Annotated in this window: 12 protein-coding genes and 1 pseudogene; 5 read left to right on the top strand and 8 right to left on the bottom strand. The window is 68.8% G+C overall.

Annotation, left to right across the window (positions count from 1 at the left end):
• From Q7T09_RS03735 to Q7T09_RS03715, 5 genes are all read right to left on the bottom strand, one after another.
• Positions 1-863: acyl-CoA dehydrogenase family protein (locus tag Q7T09_RS03735; RefSeq protein WP_304697729.1), on the bottom strand; the 863-nt coding region annotated here is incomplete at its 3' end.
• 14 nt (positions 864-877) lie between these two features.
• Positions 878-2,275, bottom strand: a complete 1,398-nt coding sequence (locus tag Q7T09_RS03730) for an acyl-CoA dehydrogenase family protein (RefSeq protein WP_304697728.1) — start codon at positions 2,273-2,275, stop codon at positions 878-880.
• 243 nt (positions 2,276-2,518) lie between these two features.
• The gene (locus tag Q7T09_RS03725) at positions 2,519-3,727 is read right to left on the bottom strand and encodes an acyl-CoA dehydrogenase family protein (RefSeq protein ID WP_304697727.1); all 1,209 of its coding nucleotides are present in this window, start codon (positions 3,725-3,727) and stop codon (positions 2,519-2,521) included.
• A gap of 69 nt (positions 3,728-3,796) precedes the next feature.
• Positions 3,797-5,008 (bottom strand): acyl-CoA dehydrogenase family protein, encoded by a 1,212-nt coding sequence (locus tag Q7T09_RS03720; protein WP_304697725.1) that lies wholly within the window; start codon positions 5,006-5,008, stop codon positions 3,797-3,799.
• Positions 5,009-5,087: 79 nt separating this feature from the next.
• The gene (locus tag Q7T09_RS03715; RefSeq protein ID WP_304697724.1) at positions 5,088-6,311 is read right to left on the bottom strand and encodes an acyl-CoA dehydrogenase family protein; all 1,224 of its coding nucleotides are present in this window, start codon (positions 6,309-6,311) and stop codon (positions 5,088-5,090) included.
• A gap of 149 nt (positions 6,312-6,460) precedes the next feature.
• Here Q7T09_RS03715 and Q7T09_RS03710 point away from each other — a divergent pair, with 149 nt between their 5' ends.
• Positions 6,461-8,134 (top strand): bifunctional lysylphosphatidylglycerol flippase/synthetase MprF, encoded by a 1,674-nt coding sequence (locus tag Q7T09_RS03710; protein WP_304697723.1) that lies wholly within the window; start codon positions 6,461-6,463, stop codon positions 8,132-8,134.
• Between the two features lies 1 nt (position 8,135).
• Here the strand turns inward: Q7T09_RS03710 and Q7T09_RS03705 are convergent, their stop codons facing one another.
• Positions 8,136-8,327 (bottom strand): hypothetical protein, encoded by a 192-nt coding sequence (locus tag Q7T09_RS03705; protein ID WP_304697722.1) that lies wholly within the window; start codon positions 8,325-8,327, stop codon positions 8,136-8,138.
• A gap of 311 nt (positions 8,328-8,638) precedes the next feature.
• On the opposite strand from Q7T09_RS03705, the gene Q7T09_RS03700 reads away from it, so the two are divergent.
• From Q7T09_RS03700 to Q7T09_RS03685, 4 genes are all read left to right on the top strand, one after another.
• The gene (locus Q7T09_RS03700; RefSeq protein ID WP_304697721.1) at positions 8,639-11,602 is read left to right on the top strand and encodes a peptidoglycan-binding protein; all 2,964 of its coding nucleotides are present in this window, start codon (positions 8,639-8,641) and stop codon (positions 11,600-11,602) included.
• A gap of 80 nt (positions 11,603-11,682) precedes the next feature.
• Entirely contained in the window at positions 11,683-12,603 is a 921-nt protein-coding gene (locus Q7T09_RS03695; protein ID WP_304697720.1) for a sulfite exporter TauE/SafE family protein, read from the top strand.
• Positions 12,603-13,385: a TIGR02186 family protein gene (locus tag Q7T09_RS03690; protein ID WP_304697718.1), complete on the top strand. Its 783-nt coding sequence runs from the start codon at positions 12,603-12,605 to the stop codon at positions 13,383-13,385. The genes Q7T09_RS03695 and Q7T09_RS03690 overlap by 1 nt, the downstream gene beginning before the upstream one ends.
• A 6-nt stretch (positions 13,386-13,391) precedes the next feature.
• A complete protein-coding gene (locus Q7T09_RS03685; protein WP_304697717.1) occupies positions 13,392-13,841 on the top strand; it encodes a DUF3429 domain-containing protein in 450 nt (149 codons plus the stop codon).
• Positions 13,842-13,950: 109 nt separating this feature from the next.
• Here Q7T09_RS03685 and pdeM read toward each other — a convergent pair whose 3' ends face one another.
• Together pdeM and Q7T09_RS03675 are read right to left on the bottom strand one after the other, a co-directional pair.
• Positions 13,951-14,682, bottom strand: a complete 732-nt coding sequence (gene pdeM / locus Q7T09_RS03680; RefSeq protein WP_304697716.1) for a ligase-associated DNA damage response endonuclease PdeM — start codon at positions 14,680-14,682, stop codon at positions 13,951-13,953.
• Positions 14,679-15,312, bottom strand: a pseudogene (locus Q7T09_RS03675) (DNA ligase-associated DEXH box helicase); the annotation flags it as partial. The gene pdeM and the pseudogene Q7T09_RS03675, both read right to left, overlap by 4 nt.

The raw sequence follows: 15,312 nt of genomic DNA, 5'->3' as shown, positions 1-15,312 counted from the left end.
TCCGGCACGTCGGGGGTGCCGGCGTCGATCGCCTGGAGGGCGGCTTCGACGGCCGAGCGGGCCAGTTCCAGATCGGTGAACATCTTGGCGGCGCGGTGCTGCAGGGCCTGGAAGGAGCCGATGACCTGGCCGAACTGCACGCGGACCTTGAGGTAGTCCAGGGTCACTTCGAAGGCCTGGACGGCGGCGCCCAGCATCTCGGCCGACAGGGCGGCGCGGACGCGGTCGAGGACCTTTTCCACCAGCTCGGCGCCACCGGTCAGGGGCTCGGCGGCCGCGCCCTTGAACTCGATGTTGGCCGCGCCGCGGCTGTCGGCCAGGGCCAGACGGGTGCGGCTGACGCCGGCGTCATCGCCACGGACCAGGTAGAGGCCGACGCCGTCCGGGCCCTTGGCCGAGACGATCAGCACGTCGGCCTTGAAGCCTTCCAGCACGAAGCTCTTCTTGCCGGTGATCTTGCCGCCGGCGAAGGTGGTGTCGACCTTGGCGGGGTTGTGGTGGGCGCCTTCATCGACGGCGAGCGCGCCGACGGCGGTCCCCTCGGCGATCTTCGGCAGCCACTCGGACTTCTGGGCGTCGGAGCCGCCCAGCACCAGGGCCGAGGCCGCGCCGACGGCGGAGACCAGCAGCGGGGAGGCGGTCAGCGTGCGGCCCAGCTCTTCCAGGATCAGGCCGATGGACAGGTAGCCGAAGTCGGACCCGCCGTATTCCTCGGGGATGATCACCCCGGCCCAGCCCATCTCGGCCATCTCGTTCCAGGCATTGGCGTCGTAGCCGATGTCCACACCGCTATCGCGCATCTTGCGGAAGGCGGTGACCGGGCTCTTTTCCTGGGTCCAGCTCTTCGCGGCGTCGCGGAGCATGCTCTGTTCTTCGTTCAGAACGGCCATTTCAAATAATTCCCTATTGAATCTCGAAAGTTGGTTTGTCTTTGGAAGCGGGTCCCCTCCCACGTCATCCCGGCCGAAGCGAAGCGGAGAGCCGGGACCCAGGGGGGATTGCTCGGGCCCCTGGGTCCCGGATCGGCCTGGCGGCCGTCCGGGATGACGTTAGGAAGAGCACCGCATCCGTTGTTCTGCGTCAGGTCCGGCAGGCCCAGGATGCGCTTGGAGATGATGTTGCTCTGCACCTCCTGCGACCCGCCATAGATGGTGGTGGCCTTGCCGCCGAGCCAGCCGCGAACGGCCATCAGCTCTTCGGCGGTGAAGTCGTCGCCCTCCCAGCCCAGGCCCTGGTGACCCATGATCTCCAGGGTCAGTTCGGCGCGCTGCTGCATCCAGTGGGTGCCGGCGTTCTTCATGATCGAGGTCGCCGAGGACGGACCCGAGTTCGAGCGGGATTCCATCATGGAGCGCACGGCGGTCTGCTGGAAGGCGCGACCCTCCATCTCGTTGAGGATCAGGCGGGTGCGCAGGTCGCTGTCGGACAGGCGGCCGGTCTCATCGACCCCCACATAGTCCTTGGCCATCTGCACGACGCCGCGGCCGCCCATGCCAAAGCCGCCGCCGCCGGCGCCGCTGAGGCCGGAGCGCTCATGCTGCAGCAGCCGCTTGGCGATGGTCCAGCCGCCGTTCAGCGGGCCCACCAGGTTCTTCTTGTCGGCGATCGCGTCGGTGAAGAAGGTCTCGCAGAAAGGAGAGTTGCCAGCGATCAGAGGAATTGGGCGGACTTCGACGCCCTTCTGATGCATCGTGAACAGCACGAAGGAGATGCCTTCATGCTTCTTCGAAGTATCCGTGCGGACCAGACAGAAACACCAGTCGGCGAATTGTGCGCCGCTCGTCCAGATCTTCTGGCCGTTGATGACGAAATGGTCACCCTTGTCTTCAGCCTTGCACTGAAGACTTGCCAGGTCGGAGCCGGCGCCCGGCTCGGAGAAGCCCTGGCACCATTGCAGGTCGCCGCGGACGATCGGCGGGATGTGCTCCTGCTTCTGCTCTTCCGTGCCGTATTCCAGCAGGGTCGGGCCGAACATCATGACGCCCATGCCGCCGATGGGGTTATAGGCCCCGGCGCGGCCCAGCTCCTGCTGGATCACGCGGGCCTCGGCCGGGGACAGGCCGCCGCCGCCATAGGCCTTGGGCCAGGTGGGGACGCCCCAACCCTTTTCGCCCATGGCCTTGCGCCAGGCTTCCTGTTCGGGGGAGGGCTTGGAGCGCTCCTCCCGCATCATCGGGTTCGGAGCGCCCTTGAGGCCCGCGGGGAAGTTCGCCGCGATCCACTCCTTGGCCTCGTTGCGCAGGGCGTCCAGGTCGCCGCCGCCAAAGTCTGCCATCTAAAAAGTCTCCTTGAAAATCAGGTCTCTAGAAACTCGTTGCCCTTCTCCCCTTGCGGGAGAAGGTGTCGGGCCGAGGCCCGACGGATGAGGGGTCGCGCGACCCTCGACGAGAGCTGCGCCCGGCCTTTCCGAGAGGTCTGGGAAACCCCTCATCCGACCCTGCTCCGCAGGGCCACCTTCTCCCGCAGGGGGAGAAGGACGGCGGACGCGCGTCATCGCGGATGGCGACATGACCCCACTCTAATGGCTTTGCGTAAGGTCAGGCAGCCCCAGAATCCGCTTGGAGATGATGTTGCTCTGCACCTCGTTGGAGCCGCCATAGATCGAGCCCGCCTTGCCCGACAGCCAGCCGCGCACCGCGGCCAGTTCCTCGGCCGTGAAGTCGGCGCCTTCCCAGCCCAGGCCCTGGTGGCCCATGAACTCGAGCGTCAGCTCGGCCCGGTCCTGCATGGCCTTCATGTTGGCGTTCTTCATGATCGAGGTCGCCGCCGAGGGGCCGGAATTGCCCTTGGCCTCCAGGGCCGCGCGACGGACGGTGAGCGCGAGCGCCTTCTTGTCCATCTCGTTCATGATGATGCGGGTGCGCAGGTCGCTGTCGGCCAGGCGGCCCTGGCTGTCCTCGCCCACATACTTCTTGGCCACCACGCCGAGGGCCGGTTCGGCCACCGGGCCGGCGCGGCCGCCGTTCATGCCCGAGCGCTCGTGCTGCAGCAGCCGCTTGGCCACCGTCCAGCCGCCGTTCAGCGGACCCACCAGGTTTTCCTTGGGCACCTTCACGTCGGTGAAGAAGGTCTCGCAGAAGGGCGAGGAGCCGGCGATCAGGCGGATCGGACGGACCTCGACGCCCGGCTGGTGCATCTCGAACACCACGAAGGAAATGCCTTCGTGCTTCTTGGTGTTGTCGGTGCGGACCAGGCAGAAGATCATGTCGGCGTATTGGCCGCCGCTCGTCCAGATCTTCGACCCATTCACCAAGAAATGGTCGCCCTTGTCTTCAGCTTTCGTCTGCAGGGAGGCCAGATCAGAACCGGCGCCCGGCTCGCTGAAACCTTGGCACCACCTGACCTTGCCGGTGACGATGTCAGGGATATACTTGCGCTTCTGGTCCTCGGTCCCGTATTCCAGCAGGGTCGGGCCGAACATGCCCACGCCCATGCCGCCGATCGGGTTGACCGCGCCGATCTTGGCCATCTCGGCCTGCAGCACGCGGGCCTCGGCGGGGGACAGGCCGCCGCCGCCATAGGCCGCCGGCCAGGTGGGAACGCCCCAGCCCTTGGCGCCCATGGCCTCCTTCCACGCGGCGAAGTCGCCGGTGGGCTTGTCGGGGCTCATCAGAGCCGCCTGCTGAGCGTCGACATTCTTGCTCAGGGACTTGGGGAAATTCGCCTCGAGCCATTCGCGCGCATCGGCGCGGAAAGCGTCGAGATCAGCGCCTCCGAAATCTGCCATGAAAATTCTCCCTTAAATTCAAATTCTTAGCTATCAGTATAACACAAAATACGCCCGTTCGGAGTCCCCCTACTTGGGGTCCGGTAAACCCAGCACGCGCTTGGAGACCACGTTGAGATTGATCTCCGAGGTGCCGCCCTCGATGGAGTTGCCCTTGGAGCGCAGCCAGGCGCGCACCGTGGCCAGTTCATTGCCCTCGAAGCCCTCGCCCTCCCAGCCCAGGCCGCCCGCGCCCATGGCCTCGACCATCAGCTCGTTGCGGTCCTGGGCGATCTTGGCGCCGGCGTATTTCATGATCGAGGTGGCCGAGGAGGGCCCCTGGTTGGACTTGGCCTCGTCGGCCGCCCGGCGCACCGTCAGCTGGAAGGCTCTGGTCTCCATCAGGTGCTCGGTGATCCGGCGGCGCAGGTCGGTGTCGGCCAGGCGACCGGTGTCATCGACGCCGATGTAGTGCTTGGCCGCTTCGTTGACGGTCATGGTCGCCTGGGCCGCGCCCAGATTGCCGCCGCCGAGACCCGCCGAGATGTTGTCGCGCTCGAACTGCAGCAGTCGCTTGGCCACCGTCCAGCCGCCGTTCAGCGGCCCGAACAGCTGATCCTTGGGGACCTTCACGTCCGTGAAGAAGGTCTCGCAGAACGGCGAGGTGCCGTTGATCAGCCGGATCGGCCGGACCTCGACGCCCGGCGTCTTCATGTCGATCAGCAGGAAGCTGATGCCCTCATGCTTCTTTGAAGTGTCGGTACGCACCAGGCAGAAGCACCAGTCGGCCAGATTTGCGCCAGAAGTCCAAATTTTTGAACCATTTACCAGCCAGTAGTCGCCCTTGTCCTCGGCCCGGGTTTGAAGACCCGCCAGGTCGGAACCGGCGCCCGGCTCGGAATAGCCCTGGCACCAGCGGACCTCGCCCTTGATGATCCCGGGCAGGTGCTGGCGCTTCAACTCCTCGGTCCCGTACTCCACCAGGGTGGGGCCGAACATCATCACCCCCATGCCGCCGATGGGGTTGCGGGCGCCGATCTTGGCCATCTCCTCGGCCAGCACCCGGGCTTCCGCGCGGCTCAGGCCGCCGCCGCCGTACTGGGCCGGCCAGGTCGGCGTGCCCCAGCCCTTGGCGCCCATGGCCTGGCGCCAGGCCTTGGCGTCGGGGCTCTCGGTCCCGCCCATCGCCGCGGCGAGCTGGGCCGCCGGGTTCTTCTTCAGGGACTGCGGGAAGTTCGCGTCGAGCCAAGCCTTGGCCTCCGCGCGGAATGCGGTGGTGTCCTCGCCGCCGAAGTCAGCCATGGGAAAATCGCCTTCTGAAAATCAGTCGTTCAAATCGAAAGAAGGACACCGCCCGGAAATTGAGCGGCGCCGGTAACCTCTACTTCGGATCGGGCAGGCCCAGCACCCGCTTGGCCACCACATTGATGTTCACCTCGGTGGTGCCGCCCTCGATGGAATTGCCCTTGGAGCGCAGCCAGCCATGAGTGGCCGTCAGCTCGCCGGGCGTGTAATCGTCGCCCGCCCAGCCCAGGCCCTGGTGGCCCATGGACTCCACCATCAGTTCCGACCGCTCCTTGGCGAACTCGGCCGCCGCGAACTTGATGATGGAGGTGGCCGCGCTGGGCCCATTGCTGGCCCTGGCCTCCGCCGCCGTCCGCGCGATGGTCATCCGCAGCGAGCGGAAATCCATCTCGTTGCGGGTGATCCGCTGGCGCAGGTCGCTGTCTGCCAGTCTACCGGTGTCATCGGTCCCGTTGTAGCTCTTGGCCACCACCGGCAGATCCGCTGCCGACCCACCCGCGCCGCCGCCGCCACCAAATCCGCCCGAGATGTTCTGCCGCTCGTACTGCAGCAACCGCTTGGCGATCTCCCACCCGCCATTGACCTTGCCCACCAGCTGGCCCTTGGGGATCTTCACGTCCGTGAAGAAGGTCTCGCAGAACGGACTCTCCCCTGAAATCAACTGGATAGGCCGCGTCTCGACCCCCGGCGTCGCCATGTCGATCAGCACGAAGCTGATCCCCTCATGCTTCTTGCTCGTATCGGTCCGCACCAGACAGAAACACCAGTCGGCCTTGTCGGCGTAGCTCGTCCACACCTTTTGGCCGTTAATCAGCCAGTGGTCGCCCTTGTCCTCGCAGCGGGTGGCGAGGCTGGCGAGGTCGGAGCCGGCGCCCGGCTCGGAATAGCCCTGGCACCAGCGGATCTCACCGCGGACGATGGGGGGCAGGAAGGTCTTCTTCTGCTCCTCGCTGCCGTATTCCAGCAGGACTGGGCCGAGCATCCAGATGCCGAAGGCCAGGACGCCGGGACGATAGCGGCCGGCGGCCAGCTCCTGGTCCAGGACGCGGGCTTCCTGCGGAGAAAGACCGCCGCCGCCGTATTCCTTGGGCCAGGTGGGGGTGGTCCAGCCCTTCTCGCCCATGCGCTTGGTCCAGACGGCCTGGGGATCGTCGCCGCCGGCGAAGGCGCGGCCGCCCCAGACGGCTTCCGGATCGGTCTTGGCCTTGGGATCGCGCAGCTCGGCCGGATAGTTGGCCTCCAGCCAGGCGCGGACGTCCTTGCGGAACGCGTCGATGTCGCCGCCGCCGAAGTCGGCCATGGAATCCTCCCGAGGTCTCAAGCTTTTCGCCCCTCCACATTAGCGTCGGGGCCCTCAAGAGCAAGGAACGAAACGCTTGTTTGACCCGGCCTAAAGCTCAAAATTCGGCTATGATGGCGGCCGGCCTTTTGGCGTCACACGGACCGCGAATGAGATTCTGGCGAGAACTGAAGCCGGCGGCCTTCGCGGTCGCCCCCTTCATCGGCGCGGTTCTGACCCTGGCGGCCGGCGTGATGCTGGTGGCCTCGGGCGCCACGCCCTCGGTCCCCGACCGCTTCCTGCGCCTCTATCAGGTGACGCCGGTCTATCTGATCGAGGTCAGCCACTTCCTCTCCTCCATTCTGGGTCTGACCCTGGTCATGCTGGCCTTCGGATTGCGCGCCCGGCTGGGAGCGGCCTGGGGCGCGACCATGGGCGCCCTGCTGCTGGCCGCGCCGCTCTCCCTGCTGAAGGGCTTTGTCTGGGAGGAGACGGCGCTCCTGGTGGGGCTCGCCTTCCTGCTGCTGCCGTTCGGCCGGGCCTTCCCCCGCACGGCGCGTCTGTCGCGCATGGAGATCACTCCGGGCTGGCTGGCCTCGGCCTTCGCCGCCCTGATGGGGGCGGGGCTGCTGGGCCTGTGGTCCTTCCAGCACGCCGACTACGCCGACCAGCCCTTCTGGCGGATGATGGTGGACGCCGACGCCGCCCGCTCGATCCGCGCCTGGGCCGGCGCCGCCATCGCCCTCTTCGCCTTCGGCCTGTGGCGGATGGTGGCCACGGCGGCCACGCCTCCGGTGGTGGGGGAGGCCGATCGCGACTTCCAGCGGGTGCGTCATATCCTGGCGCGTGCGGAGGTGGCCGAGCCCGGCTCGAACGTCGCCCTGCTGGGGGACAAGCGGTTCCTGTTCTCGGCCAGCGGCGACAGCTTCCTGATGTTCGGGGTCCGCGGACGCTCCTGGATCGCCCTGGGCGCTCCCGTGGGCCGGCGCGACGAGCAGCTCGAACTCCTCTGGCGGTTCCGGGAGCTGGCCGACGCCCACGCCGCCCGGCCCGGCATCTACGGCATCGGCGCCGAGCACCTTCCCGATGTGGTGGAGCTGGGCTTCTCCATCCAGAAGGTGGGCGAAACCGCCGCGGTGCCCCTGGACACCTTCCGCATCGAGGGCACCAAGCGGGGCAATCTGCGTCGCGCCTGGCGGAAGGCCGCCGAGGAAGGCGCCACCTTCGAGGTCCTGCCTCCGCACGAGATCAGCGACATTATCCCGGCCCTGGCCGCGATCTCCGACAGCTGGCTGGCCGACCACGCCGGAGGCGACAAGGGCTTCTCCATGGGCGGTTTCCACCCGGGCTATGTCTCGGAGTTCCCCGTGGCGGTGGTCCGGTTCAACGGCGCCGTCGTCGCCTTCGCCACGCTCTGGACCACGGCGGCCAAGACGTCCTTCTCCATGGACCTGATGCGCTACGGTCCCGCGGCGCCCAAGCGCATCATGGACTATCTGTTCGTCGAGCTGATCGAGTGGGGCCGCGCCCAGGGCTACCAGGCCGTCGAGTTCGGCATGGCCCCCTTGGCGGGGCTGGAAGACCGGCCCCTAGCCCCGGTGATGTCGCGGGTCGGAAACCTGTTCTTTGAGCACGCCGAGGAGATCTACAACTTCCAGGGCGTGCGCCGGTACAAGGACAAGTACGACCCGGTCTGGCAGCCCCGCTACATCGCCGCCCCGCGCAAGTGGGCCATCCCCCTGCTGCTGGCCGATGTAGGCCTGCTCTCCTCCGGTGGGGTGGCCGGCCTCGCCAAACGCCCGAAGAAGGCCGAGGAGCCCGAGGCGCCTTCGATGGCCGCCTGACCTAGCGCCCGGTGGTCACCCCCAGCAGGTTCACCAGGTGGACCAGCAGGATCAGGGCCGCCGCCGCCGCCGTCACCATGATCAGGCGATGGGGCGCCATGCGCACGCCCTTGAGCGGATTGGGCGGCTGTGCGCCGCGCCAGCCGGCGAGGAGCGCGATGGCCACGGCCGCGGCGATCAGTCCGAGGGTCACGGGAAGCGTCATGTGCGACGGCGTAGCGCAGGCAGGCGGCCACCGCAAAGTCGCTTCGCGACTTGACCTTCGGAACGACGCCATCCCCGGCCCCGCCTGGGTTCCCCGGGCGCGAAGTTCATCCACAGCCAATCGTTCCCGACGCTATATCTAGCGTTAACGTCGCGTTTACACCCCAAGGATCGGTAGCTAGCGTCCGAAGTCGATCCTTTGGAGAACGATTCGGTATGAGCTCGGGGACGCCATGGAGCGTCAAAGGGATCGACCCCAAAGCCCGGGAGGTCGCCAAGGACCTCGCCCGGCGCTCCGGCATGACTCTGGGTGAATGGCTGAACCGGATGATCCTCGAGGACGAGGGTCCCGAGGAAGTCACCTCCGAAACCTATTTCACCGAACGTCAGAGCCAGGACCACCAGCCTGTCCGGCCCGAAGCCTTCCTCACCGAAGCCCCGCGCGCCGAGCCTGTCTATGTCGAGCCGCCCCGCGCCGAGGTCCCCCGGCCCCAGGCGCCGCCAGTCCCCGAACCCGCCAGCCGTTACGAGGCGCCCGAGCACCCTGCCGACGAGATCGGCCGCGTCACCATGGCGCTCGACCGCCTGACCGATCGCATCGAGCATTCCGAGGGCCGCGCCGGCCTGGCCATCTCCGCTGTGGAGCACTCCGTCCGCGAGGCCCTGTCGCGCATAGAACTGGCCGAGCGTGAGAACGTCGCCGTGGCCGCGCGCTTCGAGGGCGCCGTCGACGAGACCAAGACCGAGCAGGCCCGCCTGGCCGAGCGCATCCGCCGGGTCGAGCAGGAGGCCGCCGGCCCCCGGTCGGCCGAGGCGCTTCGGGCCCTGGAGCAGGCGCTCGGCAAGGTCGCCAACCATCTCTACGAAGGCGAGAACCGCACCCGCGAGACCCTGACCGCCCTGCGCGAGCGGGTGAACGAGGTCGAGTCCCGCGGCGGCGGCGATCCCACGACCCTGATCGAGGAGGTGGTCACCCGGGTCGGCGACCGCTTGGCCGACGCCGAGTCCCGCACCGCCGCGGCCATGGAGGGTCTGAAGGACGCCTTCTCCAACCTCGACGGTCGCATCCGGGTGGTGGAGGGCGGCGCCTCACCGGCCATCGACAAGCGGCTGGAGGAACTGGCCGCCAACCTCACCCGCCGGGTCGACGCCGCCCGCGGCGAGATCGCCCAGAAGCTCCAGGTCTCGGCCGAGGGTCGTTTCGACCGCATGGAGCGCAAGCTGGCCGAGATGAGCGATCATGTCCGCCTGGCCGAGCAGCGTTCGGCCCAGGCCATCGAGAAGATGGGCCGGGAGGTCCTGACCGTGGCCGACAACCTCAATCGCCGGGTCCAGGCGACCGAGCACCGCAGCGCCGACGCCATCGAAACGGTGGGCGGCGAGGTGGCCCGGATCGCCCAGGCCATGGAGACCAAGCTCGGGCGCACCGACAGCGTCCACGCCGAGGCCCTGGAGCGCCTGGGCGCCGAGATCGGCCGGATCACCGAGAAGCTCTCCGAACGCATCGCCAACGCCGAGCGCCGCTCGGCCCAGGCCATCGACGATGTCGGCGAACAGGTGGCCCGCGTCACCGAGCGCATGAATCAGCGCAGCGAGCGCGCCTCCGACGACCTGGTGGAGCGCATCCGCCAGAGCGAGGAACGCACCGCCCGCATGCTGGAGGAAGCGCGCGAGAAGATCGACGCGCGCCTGGGCGAGTCTCACCGCCGGCTGTCGGAACAGGTGGCCGCCGCCCCGGTCGTGCGGGCGCCGGTCGTCGCGCCCGAGCCCCTGTCGCCCTTCGGTCCCGATCCCTTCCCGAGCTTCGGGCCCGCCGAACCTTCCGCCGATCCCCTGGCGCGCCAGGCCTTCGCCCCGCCGGAGACCGGCCCGGACGCCCCCGCCGGCTTCCCTGGCCAGCCCTTCCTGGGGGAGGCCGAGCGCCCCGCCTTCGACGCCGAGGATTTCGAGGCCGCCGACGGCTTCGCCCCCATCGGCGAGGACCTCTCCGAAGACGAAGAGCCGCCCGAGATCTACGAGGAGCCCCTGGGCTCCAACACCGTGGCGGCACCGGAACCCGGCCGTCCGCTGTCGACCCGCGAGGTGATCGAGCAGGCCCGCGCCGCCGCCCGCGCCGCGGTGCAGAACGACGGCAAGGCCAAGCGGATCAAACCGGCCAGGGAAAAGAAGGCCAAGGCCGAAAAGGTCGCCAAGGAGCCCGGAACCTCGCTGTTCGCGAGCTTCGGCGCCCGGCCAAAGCGCCGCGCCGGGTCTTCCCTGCAGACCGCCCTGATGGTGGTGGGCGGCGCGGCCTGCCTGAGCCTGGCCACCGCCAGCTTCATGCTGATGGACGGCAAGCCCGGCGGCGCCCCGCCCAAGCGGGTGGCCGACGCCCTGGCCTCCCTGAACGGCGGCCGCTCCGAGGAGATCATGGCGCCGGAGGCCGACACGACGCCCTTCGGCGACGGCCCTCGGGTGGCCATCGCGCTGTCTCCCCAACCCATCGCGCCCGGAACCCCGCCGGCGGCCGATCTGGCCCAGCGCTTCGCCGCCGCCGCGGCGGCCGTCGAGGCCAAGCAGCCGGGCGGCTTGGATCAGCTCAAGACCGTGGCCAATCTCGGCCACGCGCCGGCCCAGTTCTACCTGGCCAAGCTCTATGAGAACGGCACGGGCGGGGTGAAGAAGGACCTCATCGAGGCCCGCCGCTGGACCGAGCGGGCGGCCGAGGGGGGCGACCCCAAGGCGATGCACAACCTGGGGATCTCCTACATCTCCGGCGCCGGCGGGCCGAAGAACTCCACCACGGCGGCCCAGTGGTTCCGCCGCGCCGCCGACCTTGGTCTGGTGGACAGCCAGTACAACCTCGCCGCCCTCTACGAGCAGGGCCTGGGGGTCAGCCAGAACGCGGCGGAATCCTACAAGTGGTACCTGATCGCCGCCCGCACCGGCGACGGCGAGGCCCGCTCCAGCGCCCAGCGGGTGGCCTCTGGCCTGACTCCGGACGCCCGCACCGTGGCCGAGCGCGCCGCGGCGGCCTTCCGCGCCGCCCAGCCCAATCCCTCGGTGGCGCCGACCGCCACCGCCGCCGTGGGCGCGGCGTCCCCCACCGTGATCACCGCCCAACGCGCCCTCTCGCGACTCGGCTACTATCAGGGGCCCACCGACGGCAGTGCGTCCGGCGCCCTGAAGCTGGCGGTGGCCGCCTACCAACGCGACCAAGGCATGTCGCCCACCGGCCAGCTCGATCCGACGACGGTTTCCAGGCTTTCCGTCTTCACCCGATGAGAGCCTAGAGCCGGCCGGCTTCATCTTGAGGCCTGAATCCGGCTCTAAATCTTTTAGTCTGGGCGCGATAAGGGGCGACCGTGGACCTCTACCTTCCCATCGCCGAAGTCTCGGTCAATGCTCCGCTCCTGGTGGCGCTCGGCGCGCTCGTCGGCTTCATCTCGGGCCTGTTCGGCATCGGCGGCGGCTTCCTGATGACGCCGGTCCTGGTGCTGATGGGCATTCCCCCCGCGGTCGCCGTGGCCAGCATGGCCAATCACGTGGCCGCCTCCTCAACCTCCAGCGTGATCTCCTATACCCGCAAGCGGGCGGTGGACTTCCGGATGGGCGGCATCCTGGCGGCCGGCGGTGCGGCGGGCTCCATCGTCGGGGTCGAGATCTTCCGCTGGTTGCGCCTGCTGGGCCAGGCCGACCTGGTGGTCGCGCTCTCCTATCTGATCTTCCTGGGCGTCATCGGCGGCCTGATGCTGGTGGAGTCGCTGCAGGCGATCCTGCGCCGCCGCAGCGGCCAGCCCCCCAAGCCGCGGGGCGACCGCCGCCCGCCCTGGCTCTATGGCCTGCCCCTGAAGATGCGCTTCCCGCGCTCGCGCCTCTACATCAGCGTCATCCCGCCGATCCTGCTGGGGGTCTTCGTGGGGGTGCTCTCGGCGATCATGGGGGTGGGGGGCGGCTTCATCCTGGTCCCGGCCATGGTCTACATCCTGCGGATGCCAGCCGGGGTGGTGGTGGGCACCAGCCTGTTCCAGATTATCATCACCACCTCGCTCACCGGGGTGCTGCAGGCCGGCCGCAACCAGACCGTCGACATCGTGCTGGCCACCTTGCTGCTGGTGGGCGGGGTCCTGGGCGCCCAACTCGGCGCCAAGGCCTCCTCGCGGTTCCGGGCCGAGGAGCTTCGCGCCCTGCTGGCGCTGATCGTGCTGCTGGTGGGGCTGCGCATGGGGCTGGGCCTGTTCTTCACCCCGGACGAGGCCTTCGTCCTGATGACGGGAGCCGGCTGATGGCGCTCGACATCCCGTCCCCCACGGCCCCCCAGCTCACCGCCTCGCCGGCGGCGGTCTCGGCGGCGCTCACCGCCACCCGGGTGCGGGTGACCTCGGGCTTCCACGGCGCCCGCATCGTCCTCTATGGCGCGGTCTTCGATCCCACCACCAAGCCCAGCGATGTGGTGGTGATCGTGCGCGGCCCCGAGCAGCCGATCCGCATCGCGCGCAAGACCAAGGTGGCCGGGGTCTGGGTCAACAGCCGCCCGGTGGTGTTCCGCGGCGCGCCCGGCTTCTACATCACGGCCTCCACCCGGCCGCTCGATCAGATCGCCGGCTTCGGGACCCTGCGCCGGCTGGGCGCGGGCATCGACCACCTGGCCATCAACGCCCCCTTCGAGGAGCGCATCGAGACCCGCTACGGCGTCCGCGACGTGGTGGTGAGCCGGCTGGGGGGCGACTATCTGGACTGGCGCAGGGCGGTGGTGCGCCTGAAGGAGGCCGCGAGCCTCTATGACGCCAACGATCGCGGCGTGACCTTCGTCGACAAGGGCCTGTTCAAGGCCGAGATCGATCTGCCCACCGAAGCCCCCATCGGAACCTACCAGGCCGAGATCATCCTCTTCCAGGACGGCCAACCGGTGTCGCGCAAGGTCCGCACCCTGACGGTGGAGAAGGCGGGGGTGGAGCGAACCCTTTACCTCTTCGCCCATCGTAGCCCATGGTTATATGGCCTGGTTTCAATGGCCCTGGCGCTCGGCGCGGGCTGGGCCGCCTCGGTCACCTTCCGGAGGAACTGACGCCTGATGGACGCCGAGACCTCCGCGCCCAAGCCCATGTGGGCCATCGCCCTGGTCGGTCTCTCGGCCTTCCCGATCTCGGCGATCATCTACGCCTATGGCCCGGCGAGTTGGTCGGGGCACGCCCTGAACGTCCTGCTGGCCTGGTCGGCGATCATGCTGGGCTTCCTGGGGGGCATCCGCTGGGGACTGGAGACCAGCCTGGAGACTCCCCGCTGGCAGAGGCTGGCAGGCTCGATCATCTCGCCCATCGTGGGCTTTGGCCTGATCGTCGCCCGTGGCGATATCCCGACCTCCTGGATCATCACCGGCCTGATGGGCGCCTTCATCGTCCAGTGGCTGTTCGACCAGACCGCCCCCGACGTGCCGGCCCGCTATCCGCGGCTGATGACGGTGCTGACCCTGGGGGCCTCGGTGTCCCTGGCCATGGCCCTGGAACAGGCGATGAAACTCTAGAGCGTTTCCCGCCTGACTTGGGATCAAGTCAGGCGATCAGGAAGAGCGACCAAGTCAGGACTCTGGAGCCCCGTTTCGACTCATTCGAAACGGGAACAGCTCCAGGGGATCAGTCCCCGACGACGGATCGCCAGCCCACCGCATGCACCCGGCCCGATCCGAGGGCCCCGCACAGGGGATCGCGTGCGAAGAGGCCGGCGAAGGCCTGGTCGCGAATGTTGAGACCGCCCGCATAGGCGCCGAAGGCCGGGACCACCAGCCGCTCGCCGTCAGTGACGAAACAGCGCCGCCGCACCGTGCCGCGCGAGGCGGTGACCTTGGCGCAGGGATGCAGGTGGCCGGCCACCTCGCCGGGCTGCAGCCCGCCTTGGGGTTCATGCCGCAGCAGCAGGCCGGCCACGCTCAGTTCGTCGGCCACCTCGCCGGGCAGGGCGCGGGGTCCGTCGGCGTCGTGGTTGCCGATCACCCAGATCAGGCGGGTCAGGCCTGCCAGGGCGCGCAGCTGCTCGGCGTCGTCCCCGGCCAGCCGGTCCTCCGAGGCGCGGTCGTGGAAGGTGTCCCCCAGCAGCACCACGGCGGATGCCTGCGTCGCCGCGACCTCGGCGGTCAGACGCTTGAGGGTGTCGCGGGTGTCGTAGGGGGGCAGCATCTGGCCCCGGGCCGCGTAGGCGCTGCCCTTCTCCAGGTGCAGGTCGGCCACCACCAGCATGGCCTGCGCCTCGATCCACAGGGCGCCGCTGGCGCGAAAGGTCACCGCGGCGCCCGACAGCGTGGTGCGCAGCCCGCCGCAGGAACTGGGCCCCCAGGCATAGACGTGGCGGGTCTCGGCCAAGGCGCTCATGCCAGGGCCTCGGCGATCAGGTCGCCCTCGGCCTCGGCCAGGATCATCTCGCCGGCCTGGCCCGGCGTCCGCTCCTTGCCGATCTCCAGCAGGATGGGGACGGAGAAGGGCGACAGGTGATCCAGGGCCGCATGGCGGATCTTGCCCTTGATGCGGGCCAGCAGCTGCCCCAGGCGGGCCACGTCCACCAGGCCGGTGGCGGCGTCCTCGCGGGCGCACCGCAGCAGCAGGTGATCCGGCTGGTGGCGGCGCAGCACGTCGTAGATCAGGTCCGTCGAGAAGGTCACCTGCCGTCCGGATTTCTCCAGCCCGGGCATCCGCCGCTCGATCAGCCCGGAGATCAGGGCGCAGCCCTTGAACGCGCGCTTCATCAGGAAGCTCTCGTCCAGCCAGGCCTCGAGGTCGTCGCCCAGCATGTCCTCCTCGAACAGGGCGTCGAGGTCGAGCCCGTCCATGGGGCGCAGCGACCAGATGGCCATTGAATAGTCACTGCAGACAAACCCCAGCGGTCCGATGCCGAGCCGGTCCAGCCGGCGGGTGAGCAGCATGGCCAGAGTCGTGTGCGCGTGGCGCCCGTCGAACGGATAGCAGGTCAGAAAGTGGCGCATTCCCTCGGGAAACGTCTCGACC

This window comes from Phenylobacterium sp. (genome assembly GCF_030645195.1).
Classification (GTDB): Bacteria; Pseudomonadota; Alphaproteobacteria; order Caulobacterales; family Caulobacteraceae; genus Phenylobacterium.
The sequence above is the reverse complement of the archived record's forward strand: the minus strand, read 5'-3'. Positions and strand labels throughout refer to the sequence as shown.

Bases quoted from the DNA above. Each gene is read 5' to 3' on its own strand.
- Q7T09_RS03715 (WP_304697724.1), bottom strand. From the start codon at position 6,311: ATGGCCGACTTCGGCGGCGGCGACATCGACGCGTTCCGCAAGGACGTC.
- Q7T09_RS03725 (WP_304697727.1), bottom strand. From the start codon at position 3,727: ATGGCAGATTTCGGAGGCGCTGATCTCGACGCTTTCCGCGCCGATGCG.
- pdeM (WP_304697716.1), bottom strand. From the start codon at position 14,682: ATGAGCGCCTTGGCCGAGACCCGCCACGTCTATGCCTGGGGGCCCAGT.
- Q7T09_RS03730 (WP_304697728.1), bottom strand. From the start codon at position 2,275: ATGGCAGACTTTGGCGGCGGCGACCTGGACGCCCTGCGCAACGAGGCC.
- Q7T09_RS03685 (WP_304697717.1), top strand. From the start codon at position 13,392: ATGGACGCCGAGACCTCCGCGCCCAAGCCCATGTGGGCCATCGCCCTG.
- Q7T09_RS03700 (WP_304697721.1), top strand. From the start codon at position 8,639: ATGACTCTGGGTGAATGGCTGAACCGGATGATCCTCGAGGACGAGGGT.
- Q7T09_RS03720 (WP_304697725.1), bottom strand. From the start codon at position 5,008: ATGGCTGACTTCGGCGGCGAGGACACCACCGCATTCCGCGCGGAGGCC.
- Q7T09_RS03710 (WP_304697723.1), top strand. From the start codon at position 6,461: ATGAGATTCTGGCGAGAACTGAAGCCGGCGGCCTTCGCGGTCGCCCCC.
- Q7T09_RS03690 (WP_304697718.1), top strand. From the start codon at position 12,603: ATGGCGCTCGACATCCCGTCCCCCACGGCCCCCCAGCTCACCGCCTCG.